The sequence below is a fragment of the Streptomyces sp. NPDC005017 genome (assembly GCF_042873115.1).
Taxonomy (GTDB): domain Bacteria; phylum Actinomycetota; class Actinomycetes; order Streptomycetales; family Streptomycetaceae; genus Streptomyces.
Map to the genome: position 1 here is coordinate 22,248 of NZ_JBIALD010000015.1, position 16,082 is coordinate 38,329.

Annotated in this window: 12 protein-coding genes; 7 read left to right on the plus strand and 5 right to left on the minus strand. The window is 72.3% G+C overall.

The window, feature by feature from the left end:
* The first annotated feature begins 61 nt into the window (after window positions 1–61).
* Window positions 62–1,069, plus strand: coding sequence for a DNA-3-methyladenine glycosylase family protein (locus tag ACFYR0_RS22780; RefSeq protein ID WP_389330929.1), 1,008 nt, complete (start codon window positions 62–64; stop codon window positions 1,067–1,069).
* A gap of 370 nt (window positions 1,070–1,439) precedes the next feature.
* On the opposite strand, the gene ACFYR0_RS22785 is transcribed toward ACFYR0_RS22780, so the two are convergent.
* On the minus strand, window positions 1,440–2,522 hold the full coding sequence (locus tag ACFYR0_RS22785; RefSeq protein ID WP_389330932.1) for a sugar phosphate nucleotidyltransferase: 1,083 nt from the start codon (window positions 2,520–2,522) through the stop codon (window positions 1,440–1,442).
* Window positions 2,523–2,708: 186 nt separating this feature from the next.
* Window positions 2,709–4,154 (minus strand): N-acetylmuramoyl-L-alanine amidase, encoded by a 1,446-nt coding sequence (locus tag ACFYR0_RS22790; protein WP_389330935.1) that lies wholly within the window; start codon window positions 4,152–4,154, stop codon window positions 2,709–2,711.
* 152 nt (window positions 4,155–4,306) lie between these two features.
* Here ACFYR0_RS22790 and ACFYR0_RS22795 point away from each other — a divergent pair, with 152 nt between their 5' ends.
* The 4 genes from ACFYR0_RS22795 (at window position 4,307) to ACFYR0_RS22810 (ending at window position 10,286) form a co-directional block, all read left to right on the plus strand.
* Entirely contained in the window at window positions 4,307–5,065 is a 759-nt protein-coding gene (locus ACFYR0_RS22795) for a TIGR03089 family protein (protein WP_389330938.1), read from the plus strand.
* A gap of 323 nt (window positions 5,066–5,388) precedes the next feature.
* Window positions 5,389–6,504, plus strand: a complete 1,116-nt coding sequence (locus tag ACFYR0_RS22800; RefSeq protein WP_389330941.1) for an LCP family protein — start codon at window positions 5,389–5,391, stop codon at window positions 6,502–6,504.
* 252 nt (window positions 6,505–6,756) lie between these two features.
* A complete protein-coding gene (locus ACFYR0_RS22805) occupies window positions 6,757–8,511 on the plus strand; it encodes an LCP family protein (protein ID WP_389330944.1) in 1,755 nt (584 codons plus the stop codon).
* Between the two features lie 113 nt (window positions 8,512–8,624).
* Window positions 8,625–10,286, plus strand: coding sequence for an LCP family protein (locus ACFYR0_RS22810; RefSeq protein WP_389330947.1), 1,662 nt, complete (start codon window positions 8,625–8,627; stop codon window positions 10,284–10,286).
* A gap of 138 nt (window positions 10,287–10,424) precedes the next feature.
* Here the strand turns inward: ACFYR0_RS22810 and ACFYR0_RS22815 are convergent, their stop codons facing one another.
* A complete protein-coding gene (locus tag ACFYR0_RS22815) occupies window positions 10,425–11,453 on the minus strand; it encodes a glycosyltransferase family 2 protein (RefSeq protein ID WP_389330950.1) in 1,029 nt (342 codons plus the stop codon).
* Window positions 11,454–11,681: 228 nt separating this feature from the next.
* Between ACFYR0_RS22815 and ACFYR0_RS22820 the strand changes: the two genes are divergently transcribed.
* A complete protein-coding gene (locus ACFYR0_RS22820; RefSeq protein WP_389330953.1) occupies window positions 11,682–13,043 on the plus strand; it encodes an LCP family protein in 1,362 nt (453 codons plus the stop codon).
* 237 nt (window positions 13,044–13,280) lie between these two features.
* On the opposite strand, the gene ACFYR0_RS22825 is transcribed toward ACFYR0_RS22820, so the two are convergent.
* On the minus strand, window positions 13,281–13,838 hold the full coding sequence (locus ACFYR0_RS22825; protein WP_389330956.1) for an acyl-CoA thioesterase: 558 nt from the start codon (window positions 13,836–13,838) through the stop codon (window positions 13,281–13,283).
* A gap of 119 nt (window positions 13,839–13,957) precedes the next feature.
* Between ACFYR0_RS22825 and ACFYR0_RS22830 the strand changes: the two genes are divergently transcribed.
* Window positions 13,958–15,232, plus strand: a complete 1,275-nt coding sequence (locus ACFYR0_RS22830) for an LCP family protein (RefSeq protein ID WP_389330958.1) — start codon at window positions 13,958–13,960, stop codon at window positions 15,230–15,232.
* Between the two features lie 50 nt (window positions 15,233–15,282).
* On the opposite strand, the gene ACFYR0_RS22835 is transcribed toward ACFYR0_RS22830, so the two are convergent.
* Window positions 15,283–16,056 carry a class I SAM-dependent methyltransferase gene (locus ACFYR0_RS22835; protein WP_389331350.1) on the minus strand — a complete coding sequence of 258 codons (774 nt, stop codon included), beginning with the start codon at window positions 16,054–16,056 and terminating at the stop codon, window positions 15,283–15,285.
* Window positions 16,057–16,082: the final 26 nt, after the last annotated feature.

The following is a 16,082-nucleotide window of genomic DNA, read 5'->3' on the forward strand; positions in this document are numbered from 1 at the left end:
CCCGCCGCCGTGCCGGGGCTCGTACGCTCGAAGAACCTGACCGGCTTCCCAGGGACCACTCGTGGCTGGACGCTTCGCTCCACGCCCCACGCGTACGACGGTGCGCGGGGGCCATGTCGCCGTACCCGGCGGTGTGCCGAGGCCGGCGGCGGGACCCGGACGGGTGCGGACGTACGTCCCCGCCGGCCCCGTCGATCTCGGGCTGGTCCTCGGACCGCTGCGCCGGGGTCCTGCCGACCCGACGTTCCGCGCCCTGCCCGACGGCTCGGTCTGGCGCGCCAGCCGCACGCCCGCCGGGCCGGGGACGCTGCGGGTCTCCGCGTGCGGCGGCGGTGAGGTGCGGGGCGAGGCGTGGGGGCCGGGGGCGGACTGGCTCCTCGGCGGGCTCCCCGAACTGCTCGGCTCAGCCGACGACCCGGACGCCTTCGCTCCACGCCACCGGCTGCTGGCCGTGGCGCGGCACCGGCGGCCCGGGCTGCGGCTGACCCGGACCGGGCTGGTGCTGGAGTCGCTGATCCCGTCGGTCCTCGAGCAGAAGGTCACGGTCGACGAGGCGTACCGGGCGTGGCGGCTGCTGGTGCGGAAGTTCGGGGAGCCGGCGCCGGGGCCCGCGGCGGGTGGGCGGCTGTGGGTGATGCCCGCGGCCCGGACGTGGGCGCTGATTCCCTCCTGGGAGTGGCATCGCGCCGGTGTCGACGACAAACGCGCGTCGACGATCCTGCGGGCGGTTCGCGTGGCCTCGCGGCTGGAAGAGGCCGTGTCGATGACGCCCGAGGCGGCGCGGGCCCGGCTGGAGGTCGTGCCCGGGATCGGGCCCTGGACCTCCGCGGAGACCGTGCAGCGCAGTCATGGGGCGCCCGATGCCGTGACCGTGGGGGATCTTCATCTGCCCGGGATCGTGGGGTGGGCCCTGGCGGGGGATCGTTACGCCGACGACGACGCGATGTTGCGGCTGCTCGAGCCGTATGCCGGGCAGCGGCATCGGGCCGCCCGGCTGATTCTTCTCAGCGGGCGTACTCCTGCGCGGCGGGCGCCTCGTATGCCACGCGGTGACATCGGGCGGCTCTGACGGTCCGTGTCCGCGGGGCGCTGCGCGACTCGGCGTCAGGAAAGTAACCGTGGGCGGAGGCTGGGGCAGGGGCGTTTCGCAGCTCGGCGTCAGCGACGTACCGCCCGGCGGTTGCTGAGGTGGGGGCGGTGCGCAACTCGGCGCGACGAGGTGCCGCCACGCCCACCCGTGCCGCCCCTGGCGGCACGCATGCCCGCGGCGACGGGCGACGGGAAGCCGCGTACGGCGGGGAGGGGACGGGGCGGGGGGTGTCCGCCCGCAGCGGCCGCCGTCAGACACCAGAACCCCCGTGAGTAACTGGTTCGGCGGACCGAGGACGGACACCCCCGCCCCGGCCCCGCACCACCCACACACCCACCCACGTAACGCGCTACTGATCCGACGAGAAGCGGAGCGACGCCGCTGGGATTCGGGCGTCGCACCACACCCGCGCCCCCTCGCGCAGTTCGTTGTCGGCGCCGATCACCGCCCCGTCGCCGATCACCGTGCCGGAGAGGACGGACCGCGTGCCCACGCGGGCGCGGTTGCCGATGAGGGAGTCCGTGATGACCGCGCCGGGCTCGATGACCGCCCCGGGCAGGATCGTCGAGCCGAACACCCGCGCCCCCTCCGCGACCAACGCCCCCTCGCCCACCACCGTCCCCCCGGCCAGCTTCGCGTCGGGCGCCACCGTCGCCGTGGGCAGGACCAGCCGGTCACCGCACCGCCCGGGCACGGCCGGAGACGGCGCCCGCCCCAGGACCAGGTCGGCGGACCCGCGGACGAACGCGGCCGGGGTCCCCAGATCCAGCCAGTAAGTACTGTCGACCATGCCCTGGAGATGCGCCCCGGCCGCCAGCAGATCCGGGAACGTCTCCCGCTCCACCGACACCGGCCGCCCCGAGGGGATCGAGTCGATGACGGAGCGACGGAAGACGTACGCCCCCGCGTTGATCTGGTCGGTGACGATCTCCTCGGGCGTCTGCGGCTTCTCCAGGAAGGCGAGGACCCGCCCGGCCTCGTCGGTGGGGACGAGCCCGTACGCGCGGGGGTCGGTCACCTGCGTCAGGTGCAGGGAGACGTCCGCGCCGGAGCGGGCGTGGGTGGAGACCAGCGCCCGGATGTCGAGCCCGGTCAGGATGTCGCCGTTGAAGACGAGCACCGGATCGTCGGGCCCGGAGTGCAGCCGGGAGGCCACGTTCCGGATGGCTCCGCCCGTCCCGAGGGGTTCGTCCTCGGTGACGTACTCGATGTGCAGGCCGAGCGCCGAGCCGTCGCCGAAGTACGGCTGGAAGACGTCCGACAGATAGGACGTCGCGAGCACGATGTGTTCGACCCCTGCCGCCCTCGCCCGCGCCAACTGGTGCGTGAGGAACGGCACCCCCGCCGCCCTGACCATCGGCTTCGGTGTGTACACCGTGAGCGGACGCAGTCGCGTGCCCTTGCCGCCGACCAGGAGGATCGCTTCTGTCACGTGTCGTCTCCGCTTCCTGCCGGGACCGGCCGAACTCTCGTTCGGCCGGCCAGTGTGTGCAGCCCGTCGTCTGGCGCTCTCGACTGCCGGCGGTGTCGCGTCCCTTCCCCCCGACGGCGGTGACGAAGCCCCCGAACGTGCCCCCGAACGTGCTCCCGGCTGACGGCTCACTCCCCGCCCGGGCGGTCAGCGGCCCTGGAGGCGGGCCGCGTCCGTCCGGGCGGTGCCGAGCCTGCCGTACAGCAGCCCGCCGGGGCACTGTGTGGCGAAGCCGTCCCGATGACCGGAGATCACGTTCAGTCGCACGTTCTTGCCTTTTTTGTAGAGATTCCCACCGCCCGACTTGAGGGAGGTCTTGGCGCGCGGGTCCATCCCGTAGATGCCGAGCTTCCAGGCCGTCAGTTTCGCGATGGCGGTCACCGCGGAGGCCGACGGCTTGGAGGTGTTGAACGTGCCGAGCACGGCGATCCCCATGCTGTTGGTGTTGAAACCGAGAGTGTGGGCGCCGAGGACGGCCTTCGCCACCCCACCGGCACGGCCCTCGTAGATGTTTCCGCACTTGTCGACGAGGAAGTTGTAGCCGATGTCCCGCCATCCCATGCTCTTGACGTGGTAGCGGTAGATACTGCGGATGACGGACGGCACCTGGGAGCACAGGTACTTGTTCCCGGACGCCGTGTGGTGCACGAAGGCCGCCTTGACCGACTTGGTGTAGACGAACTTCTTCTCGCGCAGTGACTCGTCCGCGCCCCAGCCGCGCCGGGTGACGATACGCGGCCGCGGCCCGATCTTGGGCTGGGCCTGCGCCCGCCCCTCGCGCAGCAGGGCGAGTTCGCGCAGTGTCGCGGCACGGCCGAGCGCGGGCAGTTCCATGGCACCGAGCGGCGCGAGGGCGGAGTTGGCTGCGGAGGCGGCGACGGTGCCGGCCCCGAGCGAGCCGGTACGCGGCGAGTCCGCGGAGACGGCGCCGGCGGGGGCGGCCCCCGTGCCGGGGACGGAACCCGGGGCGGGGCGGGCGCCCAGCGCGGGCCGGGCGGCCGGCACGTCCGCGGCCCGTCCCGGATCGACGAGTTCGAGTCGCAGACCCGACGGCAGCACGGCCTCCGCGGTGGCGGTGCGGGCACCGCGGCCTGTCTCCTCGACGCGTGACTCGGCGACGGCCCGGACCCGGACCTCCACGCCGTCGGAATCGCCCACCCACAGCGGGGCGGTGGCGCCGCGGACCCGGCCGGCGGCGCGCTCGGCGGTGTCGGGGTCGGCGGCGTGTTCGTGGTTGTGGGTCTCGACGTCCTGCCAGCCGGACCACTTCCCCGTGGTGGAGCCGCGGGTGCGGACCTGGACGCGGCCGTGCAGTTCGGCGTCCGGGTCGTCCCATACGACGCCGACGAGGGAGAAGTGGCGTACGTCGCGGCGGGTCAGGCCCTGTACGGCGGTGGAGCCGAGGGCACGGTCGACGGTGAGCGGGACCAGGGGCAGGGACTGGGTCTGTCCGGGAACCGCGGCGGAGGCGTCGGCGGCCTGCTCCGCGGCCGGCGCGGGGCGGGCCGACGCCGTGGCGGCGGGCAGGGTCAGCGGCAGGGCCAGAGCGGCCGCACAGGTGACGCCGATCGAAGAGGCTAGGAATCCACGCATGCCCCTGATCCTGGACATAGCCGTACAAATCTGTCCATCGATGACTTGACGGACCGTCGGCCGCCACTGGGCCGAACCGGTGGCACGCGCTGGGCCGAACCGGTGGCATGGCGCTCCGGCGCGGGCGCGTCGGCACGCGTACGCTTGCGCGGGTGAATGCGACCGACCGCACCCCTGCCGACCTGCTGCGTTCCGCGCTCGCCGAGGACCCCGCGCGACCGCTGGTGACCTTCTACGACGACGCGACCGGCGAACGCGTCGAACTGTCCGTGGCCACGTTCGCCAATTGGGTGGCCAAGACCTCGAACCTTCTCCAGGACGGGATGTCCGCGCAGCCGGGCGAGAGGGTGGCGCTCCTGCTGCCCGCGCACTGGCAGACGGCGGTGTGGCTGCTGGCCTGTTCCTCGGTGGGTGTGGTCGCGGACGTCGGCGGGGATCCGGCGCGGGCGGACCACGTCGTGGCGGGTCCGGACCGTTTCGACGAGGGCCTCGCCTGCTCCGGGGAGCGCTACGCGCTGTCGCTGGCACCGCTGGGCCGGCGTTTCACCGGCGGACCTCCGGCGGGCTACGAGGACTACGCCGTCGAGGTGCCGACCTTCGGCGACCGCTTCGCCGCGTACGCACCCGTGGACCCCGAGGAGCCCGCGCTGGTCGTGGCCGGGGCGGAACTGACCGGCGCCGAGGTCGTGGAGCGGGCCCGCGCCGAGGCGGCACCGCTCGGCCTGACCGGCCCCGGCTCCCGGCTCCTGTCGGCGCTGCCGTACGACACGTGGGAGGGGCTGAGCGCGGGGCTGTACGGGCCGCTGGCCTCCGGCGGCTCGGTCGTGCTGTGCCGGCATCTGGACCAGGCCTCGGAGGACACGCTGACCAAGCGCATCGAGAGCGAGCGGGTCACGGCGACGGCACGGTAGGAGAACCGGGCCCGGCCGGCCCCACACCCGGCCCCGCACCCGCACCCGGCGAACCCAGCCCGGCCAGGCCAGCGCCCGCCTCCACCCCGCCGCGCGAACCCGCAGGTCAGCCCCGCCCCCGTCCCCCGTTCGGCCCACCCCCACCCCCCACCCCACCGCCATCCACGGCATCGTCGTAAGCGCAGGACGAGACGCCCGGACGCCGTGAGGGGGACTCAGACGTGAGCGAGAGCACGGGTCGGGTTTCCGGGAGGCAGGGGGCGGTCGGGGCCGGGGCGGCGGCGTCGGGGCGGGGGCTCGCGCGTCGGCGGCGCAGGCACTGGGTGCGGGGCACCACGATCGGCGTGACGGTCGTCCTCGTGGGGGCCGCGGTCGCGGGAGCGGTCGTGTACGCGAAGCTCGACGGGAACATCACGCCCGACGAGGCCGCCGCGGCCGAGCTCGCGCGCTACGAGAAGGAGCGCCCCACCGCGCTGGTCGAGGGCGCGCAGAACCTGCTGCTGATCGGGTCGGACTCGCGTTCCGGCAGCGGGAACCGCAGATACGGGCGGGACTCGGGCACCGAGCGCTCGGACACCACGATCCTGCTGCATCTGTCGGCGGACCGGCGCAGCGCGACCGCGGTGTCGCTGCCGAGGGACCTGATGGTGGACGTGCCGAGCTGCCGCAAACCGGACGGCACCCGCACCGAGCCGATGTTCGCGATGTTCAACTACGCCTTCGAGACGGGCGGCTCGGCCTGCACGATCCGCACGGTCGAGAAGCTGACCGGGATCCGGATCGACCACCACGTCGTGGTGGACTTCAGCGGCTTCAAGAAGATGGTCGACGCCGTCGACGGCGTCGAGATCTGCCTGGCGGAGCCCATCCGGGACAAGGCGGCCAAGCTGCGGCTGCCCGCCGGGCGCGTGCGGCTGAACGGAGAGCAGGCCCTCGGCTACGTCCGGGCCCGCAAGTCCCTCGGCAACGGCAGCGACACCGACCGCATGGACCGCCAGCAGCGCTTCCTCGGCGCGCTCGTCAACAAGGTGCGCAGCAACGACGTACTGCTGAATCCGGTCAAGCTCTATCCGGTGCTCGACGCGGCCACGTCCTCGTTGACGACGGACCCCTCGCTGGCGAGTCTGCGCGGTTTGTACGAACTCGTACGCCGTGTGCGCCACATCCCCATGGAACGCGTGCAGTTCCTGACCGTCCCGCGGGAGTCGTACGTCTACAACGCCAATCGCGACCAGCTCGTGGAGCCGGCCGCGGAGAAACTCTTCGCCCGGCTGCGTACGGACGCGCCGATCAACGTCTCCGGGGAAGTTCCGGGGGATTCCGCGGCAAAGGAAGATTCGGATTCGCAGTCGTACGATCACCCTGAGTACAAGGAAGACAGCAGTTCGCCCGCCCCCACGTTCCGCGGAAACACCGCCGCCGAGGACGGCTGCAAGTAAAGCCATACCCAAGTAGTCCGGCCCGGACGAACGCGCGTTCAAAGAATTGGGGTGGATTGCCCGGTTGTATGGGCGTGGAATTTGTCACCGCCGTGGCTCCACGCTGAACTGGGCGGATAGTGTGAGCGCTCCGGTGCCCCCGGCCCTGCGACCCGACCGGTCGTGGTCCGGGGTCGCGCACTGTTTGTACGAGAGCCGAGCGTCTTTGAGGGGGAAGACGCCGCGTGGCCCCGACGGAGGATTCGGACAACCGTGGACGCGCAAGGCCGTGGGCGGGCGGACAACATCGATCCCGCAGACCAGTGGGTGCTCAATCCGAACACCGGCGAATACGAACTGCGACTGGCCAATTCCGCAGCGCAGTCGGGAGTGCCCGGACCGCGGGCGGCCGCGCGCCGTGCCGCACAGGGCACCGCCCCTTCCAGGACGGCCGCGCCGGGCGGCCGCACCGCGCCCGGGACCCCGGGGCGCGAGGGTGCGCCGGGCCGTGAGGTCCCGCCGCCGCGCAGGCGCCGTACGACGCCCGAGGAGCCGCCGGGGCGGCGCGGGCGGCGGCCGGCCAAGAAGCCCAGGGGCAAGAAGATCCTGATGTGGACCGGCGGCTCCATGGCGCTGGTCCTGGTCGCCGTCGGCACCGCGGGGTACCTCTACCTCAAGCACCTCGAGGGCAACGTCAACACGCAGGACGTCGGTGACGCGGCCGCGAGCGACTTCAGCAAGGACGAGGCCTTCAACATCCTGCTGATCGGTACGGACAAGCGCACCGGCGAGGGCAACGAGGGCTACGGCGACAAGGACAACTCGACGGGCCACGCCGACACCACGCTGCTGCTGCACGTGGCCAAGGACCGGACGAACGCGACGGTGCTGAGCATCCCGCGCGACATGAAGGTGGACATCCCGGACTGCGAGACGAAGCAGGAGGACGGCTCCTTCGAGACGATCCCGGGCATCCACGACCGCTTCGGCTACAGCCTGGGTGTCGGCGGGCGGGACGCGGGCTGCACCATGCGTACGGTCGAGCAGCTGACGGGCGTCAAGCCGGACCACTTCATGATGGCCGACTTCAACGCCATCAAGACCCTGACCACGGCCGTGGACGGCGTCGACGTGTGCGTCGAGAAGGCCGTCGACGACCCCAAGTCGCGTCTGAAGCTCCCCGCCGGTCCCTCGACCATCGAGGGCGAGCAGGCGCTGGCGTTCGTCCGCACCCGGCACGCCTGGGGCAACGAGGGCGACCTGGACCGCATCAAGGTGCAGCAGCAGTTCCTGGCGTCCCTGATGCGCAAGATGTCCTCCGGCGACACGCTGACCAGCCCGACGAAGCTGGTGAAGCTGGCGGAGGCGGCCACCGAGGCACTGACCGTCGACAAGGCCATCGGCGACGTCGGCACTCTCAAGGACATCGCCCTCGAGATGAAGAAGGTGCCGATGAAGAACCTCTCCTTCACGACGGTCCCGGTGGTCGACAACCCCGACGAGACGGTGAAGGTGACGGTCGTCCTCAACGAGACCCTGGCGCCACCGATCTTCGACGCGATCAAGAACGACGTCTCCCTGACCGAGGTCAAGCAGAAGAAGAAGCAGGAGAGCGCGGCCCTCGCTGCCCGGCTGAAGGGCACCAGGGCGCCCGCCTCCGAGGTGCGGGTGCAGGTGCTCAACGGCGGTGCGGCCTCCGGCGCCGCGCAGAAGACGCTCAACTGGCTCCAGTTGGAGGAGAGCGTCACCAAGTCGGAGAACGGGGGCAACGCGCCCGCCGACCTGGCGAGGACCACGCTGGAGTACGCCCCCGACCAGGCCGACCAGGCCCGCGCGCTCGCCGCGATCATGGGGCTGTCCGGCGCGGCGATGAAGCCGGGCGAGAGCGTGACCAACTCCCAGGGCCTGCCGACGATGACCCTGACCCTGGGCAAGGACTTCAAGGGGGCGGGGATCCCGCTGACCGGTCAGGCGAAGATCGACGTGAAAGACAAGACCACGGCGGACAAGGTTCAGTGCGCCAGCTGAGACGGCCCCGGCCGAGAAGTTGAGCGCCGCAGGCGACCAGACGGGCCTGTCACGCGTCTTACCCGACGCATGACAGGCCCGTTCGATGGCCGCGAGGGTGGGGAGGACGGGAAATGACGCAGAGCAGTGTGCAAGGGGAGGGGACCCTGCAACGGGTCCGGCACGCTGACGAGGACGGTGCGCACGCCGGCCGGACCACGGCCGGAACCGCACAGGGGAACCCGCCGGGCACGGACGAGGAGCCCGGCCCACAGGCCGAGGCCCTGCACGCCGGGCGTCGCGCCCGGCGCGCCCCGCGGCTCGGGGGCCGTGTCCTGCGCTGGACGGCGGGCGCCGTGGCCCTGCTCGTCGTGGGCACGGCCGGCGCCGGGTACCTGTACTACCGGCACCTGAACGACAACATCAAAGAGGACCACCTCAACCTCGGTGACAGCGACGTCGCCGCGCCCACACCGAACGCCGCCGGGCAGACACCGCTGAACATCCTGCTCATAGGCTCCGACGCGCGCGACACCGAGGAGAACCAGAAACTCGGCGGCGCCAGGGAGACGTTCGGCAGCCCGCCGCGCGCGGACGTGCAGATGCTGCTGCACCTGTCCGCCGACCGCTCGAACATGTCGGTCATCAGCATGCCGCGCGACACGCTCGTGCAGATACCCAGGTGCACCGACCCCGACGACGGCCAGGTCTACGAGGCGAGCAACGGCCGCGACATGACCAACCTGAGCCTCAGCAACGGCGGTCCGGGCTGCACGGTGGCCACCTGGCAGGAGCTCACCGGCATCCATATCGACCACTTCGTCATGGTCGACTTCGCCGGTGTGGTGTCGATGGCCGACGCGATAGGCGGCGTCCCGGTGTGCGTGGACGCCAACATCCGCTCCCGGGACAGCCAGGGCCACGGCTCCGGCCTGGAGTTGGAGGAGGGCACCCACCCGGTCAAGGGCGAGCAGGCCCTCCAGTGGCTGCGCACCCGCTACGGCTTCGGCGACGGCAGCGACCTCGAGCGCGCCAAGGCCCAGCACATGTACATGAACTCCCTGGTCCGCGAGCTGCGCACGAACGCGACCCTGGGCAGCCCCAACAAGCTGCGCAGGCTCGCCGAGGAAGCCACCCGGGCGCTCACCGTCGACCCCGGCCTCAACAGCGTCAAGAAGCTCTACGACCTCAGCAACGAACTGCGGGCGGTGGCGCCGGATCGGGTCACCATGACGACGATGCCCAACCGCTATGTGGGCGCGCGCGTGGAGCCGACCGAGGACGCCGAGCAGCTGTTCCGGCTGGTGCGCGAGGACATCGCGCTGGACGGCAAGGGCCGGAAGAAGAAAAAGGCGACGGAGCCGGTCTCCGGCGACCCGGCAGCGCCGGACGCCGAGATCGCCGTCCAGGTCCAGAACGGCACGCGCACCGATGTGCTGGGCCCGGCCAACAGGCGGGCCACGGAGGTGGCGGGACTGCTCACCGAGGCGGGCTTCACCGGCGCGGTGCCCGATCCGCAGACGCCCCCGGCCGAGAAGGTCACGGTGGTGCGGTTCCCGAGCGCCGACCTGGAGGGCGACGCCCAGGCGGTGGCGCGCGCCCTGAAGATCCCGCTGAGCTCGGTGCGGCGCTCGACGGACGTCAGTGGGGTCACCCTGGTCGTGGGCGCCGACTGGCGCGAGGGCACCGTGTACAAGGCGCCGGCCCGCAGCGACAAGCTGCCCGACACCGCCGAGGCCCTCAACGGCGCGGACGACGGGGCCTGTATGCACGTGAACCCGGCGTTCAGCTGGTGACGAGGGCCGGCGCGGGCGACCAGGGCCCATCAAAAGGGCCCTGGGCCGTGCAGTCCCGGGACGGCCGGTCCGGGGGAGATTCCGCGGGAGACGACGAGCGAACCGGGTCCGTCCGAGGGCCGGTTCGCTCGTTCGCGTTCAGCGCTCGGCGAGCACCGCCGGCCGCCGCGAGGCGATTACCTTGCGGGCCAGTGCCTTCGGGCTGGTCAGGAATCCCCAGCCCCAGGACATGTGCATGGTGGCGAGGGCGAGCGGGATCCGGAGGCGGGCCCTGAGCGGCAGGCCGCCGCCCGCGGGGAGCGAGCCCGCGGTGATCGCGGCGAGGTAGCCGCCCGGGATCACCAGGCCCCAGGGAGTGAGGGCCACGCCCACGACCAGGCCCGCCGCGATGGCGCAGACCGCCGTCGGCGGGGCGAGGTAGCGCAGGTTGATGGAGCCCGAGTGGTAGCGGGCGACGACATGGCGCCAGCGGCCGTAGTCCTTGTACTGCCTGGCCAGCGCCTTCACGCTCGGGCGCGGCCGGTAGGACACCCGCAGCTCCGGCGAGAACCAGATCAGGCCGCCCGCCTCACGGATGCGGAAGTTCAGCTCCCAGTCCTGGGCGCGGATGAACTCCTCGTTGTAGCCGCCCTGCTGCTCCAGGGCCTCGCGGCGGAAGACGCCGAGGTAGACCGTCTCGGCGGGCCCGGCCTGGCCGCCGGTGTGGAAGGCGGCGTTGCCGACGCCGATCTTCGAGGTCATCGCGGCCGCGACCGCGTGCTCCCAGTCGTTCTCGCCCTCGGCGTGCATGATCCCGCCGACGTTCTGCGCGCCGGTCTCCTCCAGGAGCCGTACGGCGGTCGCGATGTAGTCCGGCGAGAGCATGCCGTGCCCGTCGACGCGGACGACGACCGGGTGCCGGGAGGCCTTGATCGCGGCGTTCAGGGCGGCGGGCGTGCGTCCGGTGGGGTTGGGCACGGTGTGCACGCGCGGGTCCTCGCGCACCAGTTCGGCCGCGATCTCGTCCGTACGGTCCGTGGACGGACCGAGGGCGATCACGACCTCCATCTCACCGGCGTACTCCTGCGCGAGGATCGCCTGGACGGAGCCGCGCAGATGCCGTTCCTCGTTGAGGACCGGCATGATCACGGAAACGGCGGGGAGCTGCACGTCGGGCTTGGCGTTCATCGGTGCTCACGTTACCGCGAACGGGGGACACCGGGTGCCCCGGCCGTGGCGCTGCGCCGGAGTGGAGATCGTATCGGCCTACGGTGCTCACGGCTCCCGCGTACGGCCTCGCCCGGAGGTGTTCCCTTGCCCACGCCGCCCAGGTCCCCCGGCCGGCCCCAGCCCCGACCGCGGCTGTCCCGCCGCGTCCCACGGCCCGCGCCGCGGGCCAGACGGCCCCGCTGGGCCATGCGGATGGTGACCAGCCTGTCGGTGGTGGTGCTGGCCTCCGCCGGCATCGGGCACGCGCTCGTCACCAGCCTCGACGCGGACATCGCGCGTGTGGACCCGTTCAAGGACATGAAGAACCGGCCGCAGGCCGGGCACGGCATGAACGTGCTGCTGGTCGGCACCGACGGCCGCGACCGGATCTCGAAGGCCGAGCGCCGCAAGTACCGCCTGGGCGGCGCGCCCTGCCACTGCACCGACACGGTCATGATCCTGCACATCTCCGAGGACCGGGAGCGGGCGAGCGTGGTCTCCCTCCCCCGCGACTCCTACGCCGAGCTGCCCGCGCACGTCGACCGGACCACGGGTGAGCGGCATCACGCGCACCCCGTCAAGCTGAACGCCGCCTACGCCGAGGGCGGGCCCCAGCTGACCGTGCGGACGGTCGAGCACATGACGCGTGTGAAGATCGACCACTATCTGGAGGTCGACTTCACCAGCTTCATGAAGACCGTCGACGTCCTCGGCGGCGTCCGCATCTGCACCAGCGACCCGCTGAAGGACTCCTACACCGGCCTGGACCTGCCCGCGGGCCCGCACGACCTCAAGGGCGGCCAGGCCCTCCAGTACGTCCGCGCCCGCCATGTCGACGGTGCCTCCGACCTCGGCCGGATGCAGCGCCAGCAGCGGTTCCTCGCGGCGCTGGTGGAACGCGCGACCTCCTCGGGCGTCCTGCTGAACCCGCTGAAGTTCCGGGACGTGACCCGGGCCGTGCTCGGCTCGGTCCGCGCGGACAAGGGGTTCGGCACCGACGAACTCCTGGACCTGGGGCGGGCGATGCGCGGCTTCTCCCCCTCGTCCTCGGAGTTCGCCACGGTCCCCATCGGGAAGATGGGCCATGTGGTCAAGGGCATCGGCTCCACCCTGAAATGGGACCCGGTGAAGTCGGCCAGGCTGTTCCGGGCGCTGCGCGAGGACCGGCCGCTCGCGGCCCACCGCCCGCGCGACACCGCGGTCCGGGTCCCCGTTGCCCCGCAGCAGATCCGGGTCCAGGTGGAGAACGGCACCCGCACCGCCGGCCTGGGCCGCCGCGTCGACGCCGCCCTCGCCGCGACCGGCTTCCGCACGACCCGGCAGCCCACCAACGCGGCCCGGCCGACGAACCGCCGTACCGTCGTCGCCCACGACCCCCGCTGGGACCGCTCGGCCAAGTCCCTCGCCGCGGCCCTGCCCGGCAGCGAGCTGCGCGCGGTGAAGGGGCAGGGGGCGACGCTGAAGGTGGTGGTCGGCGCGGACTTCGAGAAGGTGCGCAAGGTCCGCGCGGAGAACGTCCGGCAGGGCGAGTTCGGGGTGGTGCGGGGCGACGAGGTGGGGTGCCCCTAGGTCCTGTCGTCAGACTCCCGTCGTCGCCCGGAGGGCGGCCCCGCGGCGTCAGGTGCGTGCTCTGGGGGTCCCCCCCTCCGGGGGAGTGCCGGGTGCAAGCCCTCGTACCGGACGCACTCGGGCTGGTGCCCGGTGCGGCGAGTGGGGGCGCCTCCCACGAAGTGGGGGAGCGTGCACGGCGTCGCGGGGCGGGCGGGAGTTCGACGACAGGGCCTAGGGAGTCGCGTGCGGCCCGGGTCAGTCCTCGTAGCCCTCGGCCGCGCGCTTCTCGCGCAGTTCCCTGATCGCGCGCCGACGGGAGAGCCGGTGGGTGCGGCGGATCTGGGCCTCCTGGTAGCGGCGCTTGTCGCGCTCGGTCTCGGGGAGCACCTGCGGTACCGAGCGCGGCTTGCCGTCGGCGTCGACCGCGGCGAAGACCAGATAGGCGGAGCCGACCTGGGTGGCGGGCGTGGACTCGTTCCAACGCTCGGCGAGGACGCGCACGCCGACCTCCATGGAGGTCCGCCCCGTCCAGTTGACCTGGGCCTTCACATGCACGAGGTCACCGACGCGGACCGGCTCCAGGAAGACCATCTCGTCCATGGACGCCGTGACGGCGGGTCCGCCGCTGTGCCGTCCGGCCACCGCACCCGCCGCGTCGTCGACCAGCTTCATGATCACGCCGCCGTGCACCGTGCCCAGCAGGTTCGTGTCGTTGTGGGTCATGATGTGGCTGAGCGTCGTACGGGAGGCCGAGGTCGGCTTGCCGGGAATGTCCGTATCGCCCATGTCGGCGTTGCTGGGCTGGTCTGTCATGGCCTCCACCTTATGCCGAACCGGCAGGTGGGGGCTTTGTGTCAGATTGGCAACAGCACTGCCCCTGTTTTCCGCTCACCCTTGTAAAGCACACGCCTTCGACCGGCACACTGGGGCGCATGAACGATTGGCCCGAGGGATGGTCCGACGACAACCGCGGCAGACGCGGCCCCGCCTACGGTCGCGGCAGCGCCGGTGCGCAGCCCGAGGGCGCCCGTGTGATGCGACAGGTCCGGCGCGGCCCCGGCGGGGGCGGCCACCAGGCACCGCCGCAGCACGGAGGGGTTCCGCAGCAGCCGTCGTACGTGGACGGCGGTGACGGCTACGGTTACGACAGCGGCTACAACACCGGCCAGGTGTACGGCGGCGGTCCCGGCGGAGGCGGGGACGGCTACTCCGACGGCGGCCGGCCGCGGCCCGACTGGCGGCGCCGGATCAAGTGGACCGCGATCACCGTCACCACGGTGTTGTTCGTCACGGCGGTCGGCACCTACTTCTGGGCCGACTCCAAGCTCAACCGCGAGGTCGACCTGTCCAAGGTCATCGAGCGGCCGGAGGCGGGCGAGGGCACGAACTACCTCATCGTCGGCTCCGACAGCCGCGCGGGCATGACCGCCGAGCAGAAGAAGAAGCTGCACACCGGGTCCTCCGAGGGCAAGCGCACGGACTCGATGATGATCCTGCACACCGGCGACGGCGCCCCGACGCTGATCTCCCTGCCGCGTGACTCGGACGTGGAGATCCCCAGCTTCAAGGGCTCGGAGTCCGGCAAGACCTACCCGGGCACCGGCCGGCACGTGAAGCTGAACGCCGCGTACGCCGAGGACGGGCCCGAACTGCTGGTGCGCACGGTTGAGTTCAACACCGGCCTGCACATCGACCACTACGTCGAGATCGGCTTCGCCGGCTTCGCGAACATCGTGGACGCGGTCGGCGGCGTCGAGATCGACATCCCGAAGGCCTTCAAGGACAAGAACTCCGGCGCGGACTTCGAGGCGGGCAGGCAGACGCTGAACGGCGAGGAGTCACTCGCCTTCGTCCGCACCCGCTACGCGTTCGCCCGCTCCGACCTGGACCGCACCAAGAACCAGCAGAAGTTCCTGTCCGCCCTGGCGAGCCAGGTCGCGACGCCGAGCACCGTCCTCAACCCCTTCAAGCTCTACCCGACCATGGGCGCGGGCCTGGACTCCCTCATCGTCGACGAGGACATGGGGCTGTTCGACCTGGCCGACATGTTCTGGGCGATGAAGGGCGTCAGCGGCGGCGACGGCAAGTCCATGAACATTCCGCTGGCGGGCTCCACGGGCGGCAACCTGCTGTGGGACAAGGACAAGGTCAAGACGCTGGTGAGCCAGCTGAAGAACGACGAGACGGTCACGGTGTCGGGCGACTGACCCGGAAGACGCCCTGACGGACCGGTGACCGGTCCGGCAGAGGACCCGCCCTACGCCGTCGCCCGCGCGAGCAGCGCCCCGTGTTCCAGGGACAGTTCGCCGCGGGCGTCGGTGTATCCGGCCGCGGCGATCCGGCCGTACTCCGCGCGGACGCGGGCGACGGTCGCGGTGTCCTGGGCGGTGACGATCAGGCCGATCGTGGCGAGGCCCGAGGTCGCGGCGGCCCACCACTCCTCGACGCCCGCGCGGTGCTCGAAGCGGGTCTCGGCGCAGGCGGCGCCGGTGAAGCCCGCCTCCGCGAGCAGGGCGGCGACACCGTCCGGGGTGCGCGTGAAGTCCTCCGCGGCCTCCAGACGCGGCAGACCGGGCGGCGGCACCACACCGGCGGCCTCCAGCGCGCGGCCGTACAGCTCCATGCCCGCCTGCCGCCCGGTGCTCCACAGAGTGAGGGCGAGGCGCCCGCCGGGCCTGAGCACGCGGCGCAGTTCGGCGAGGGCGGTGCGCGGGCGGCCTACGTGGTTGAGCACGAAGTTGCCGACGACCGCGTCGAACTCGCCGTCCGCGAAGGGCAGTTCGGGCAGCGCGGCGACCTCGGCGGGGATGCCCCGGGCGCGGGCCGCCGCCGCCATCGCGGGCTCGGCGTCCACCGCCCTTACCCGGGCGCCGCGTTGCCGGGCGGCCAGGGCCGCCGTGCCCGTACCGGTGCCGACGTCCAGGACGTACGTCCCAGCGCCGACGCCCGCCGCGTCCAGCAGCTCCGGCACCGGGTGCGCGCACAGCCGGGCGAAGGTCGAGCCGTAGGCCTCGGCGCGCCCGGCCCACATCCGCCGCTCCGCGGTGTCGAACGCCG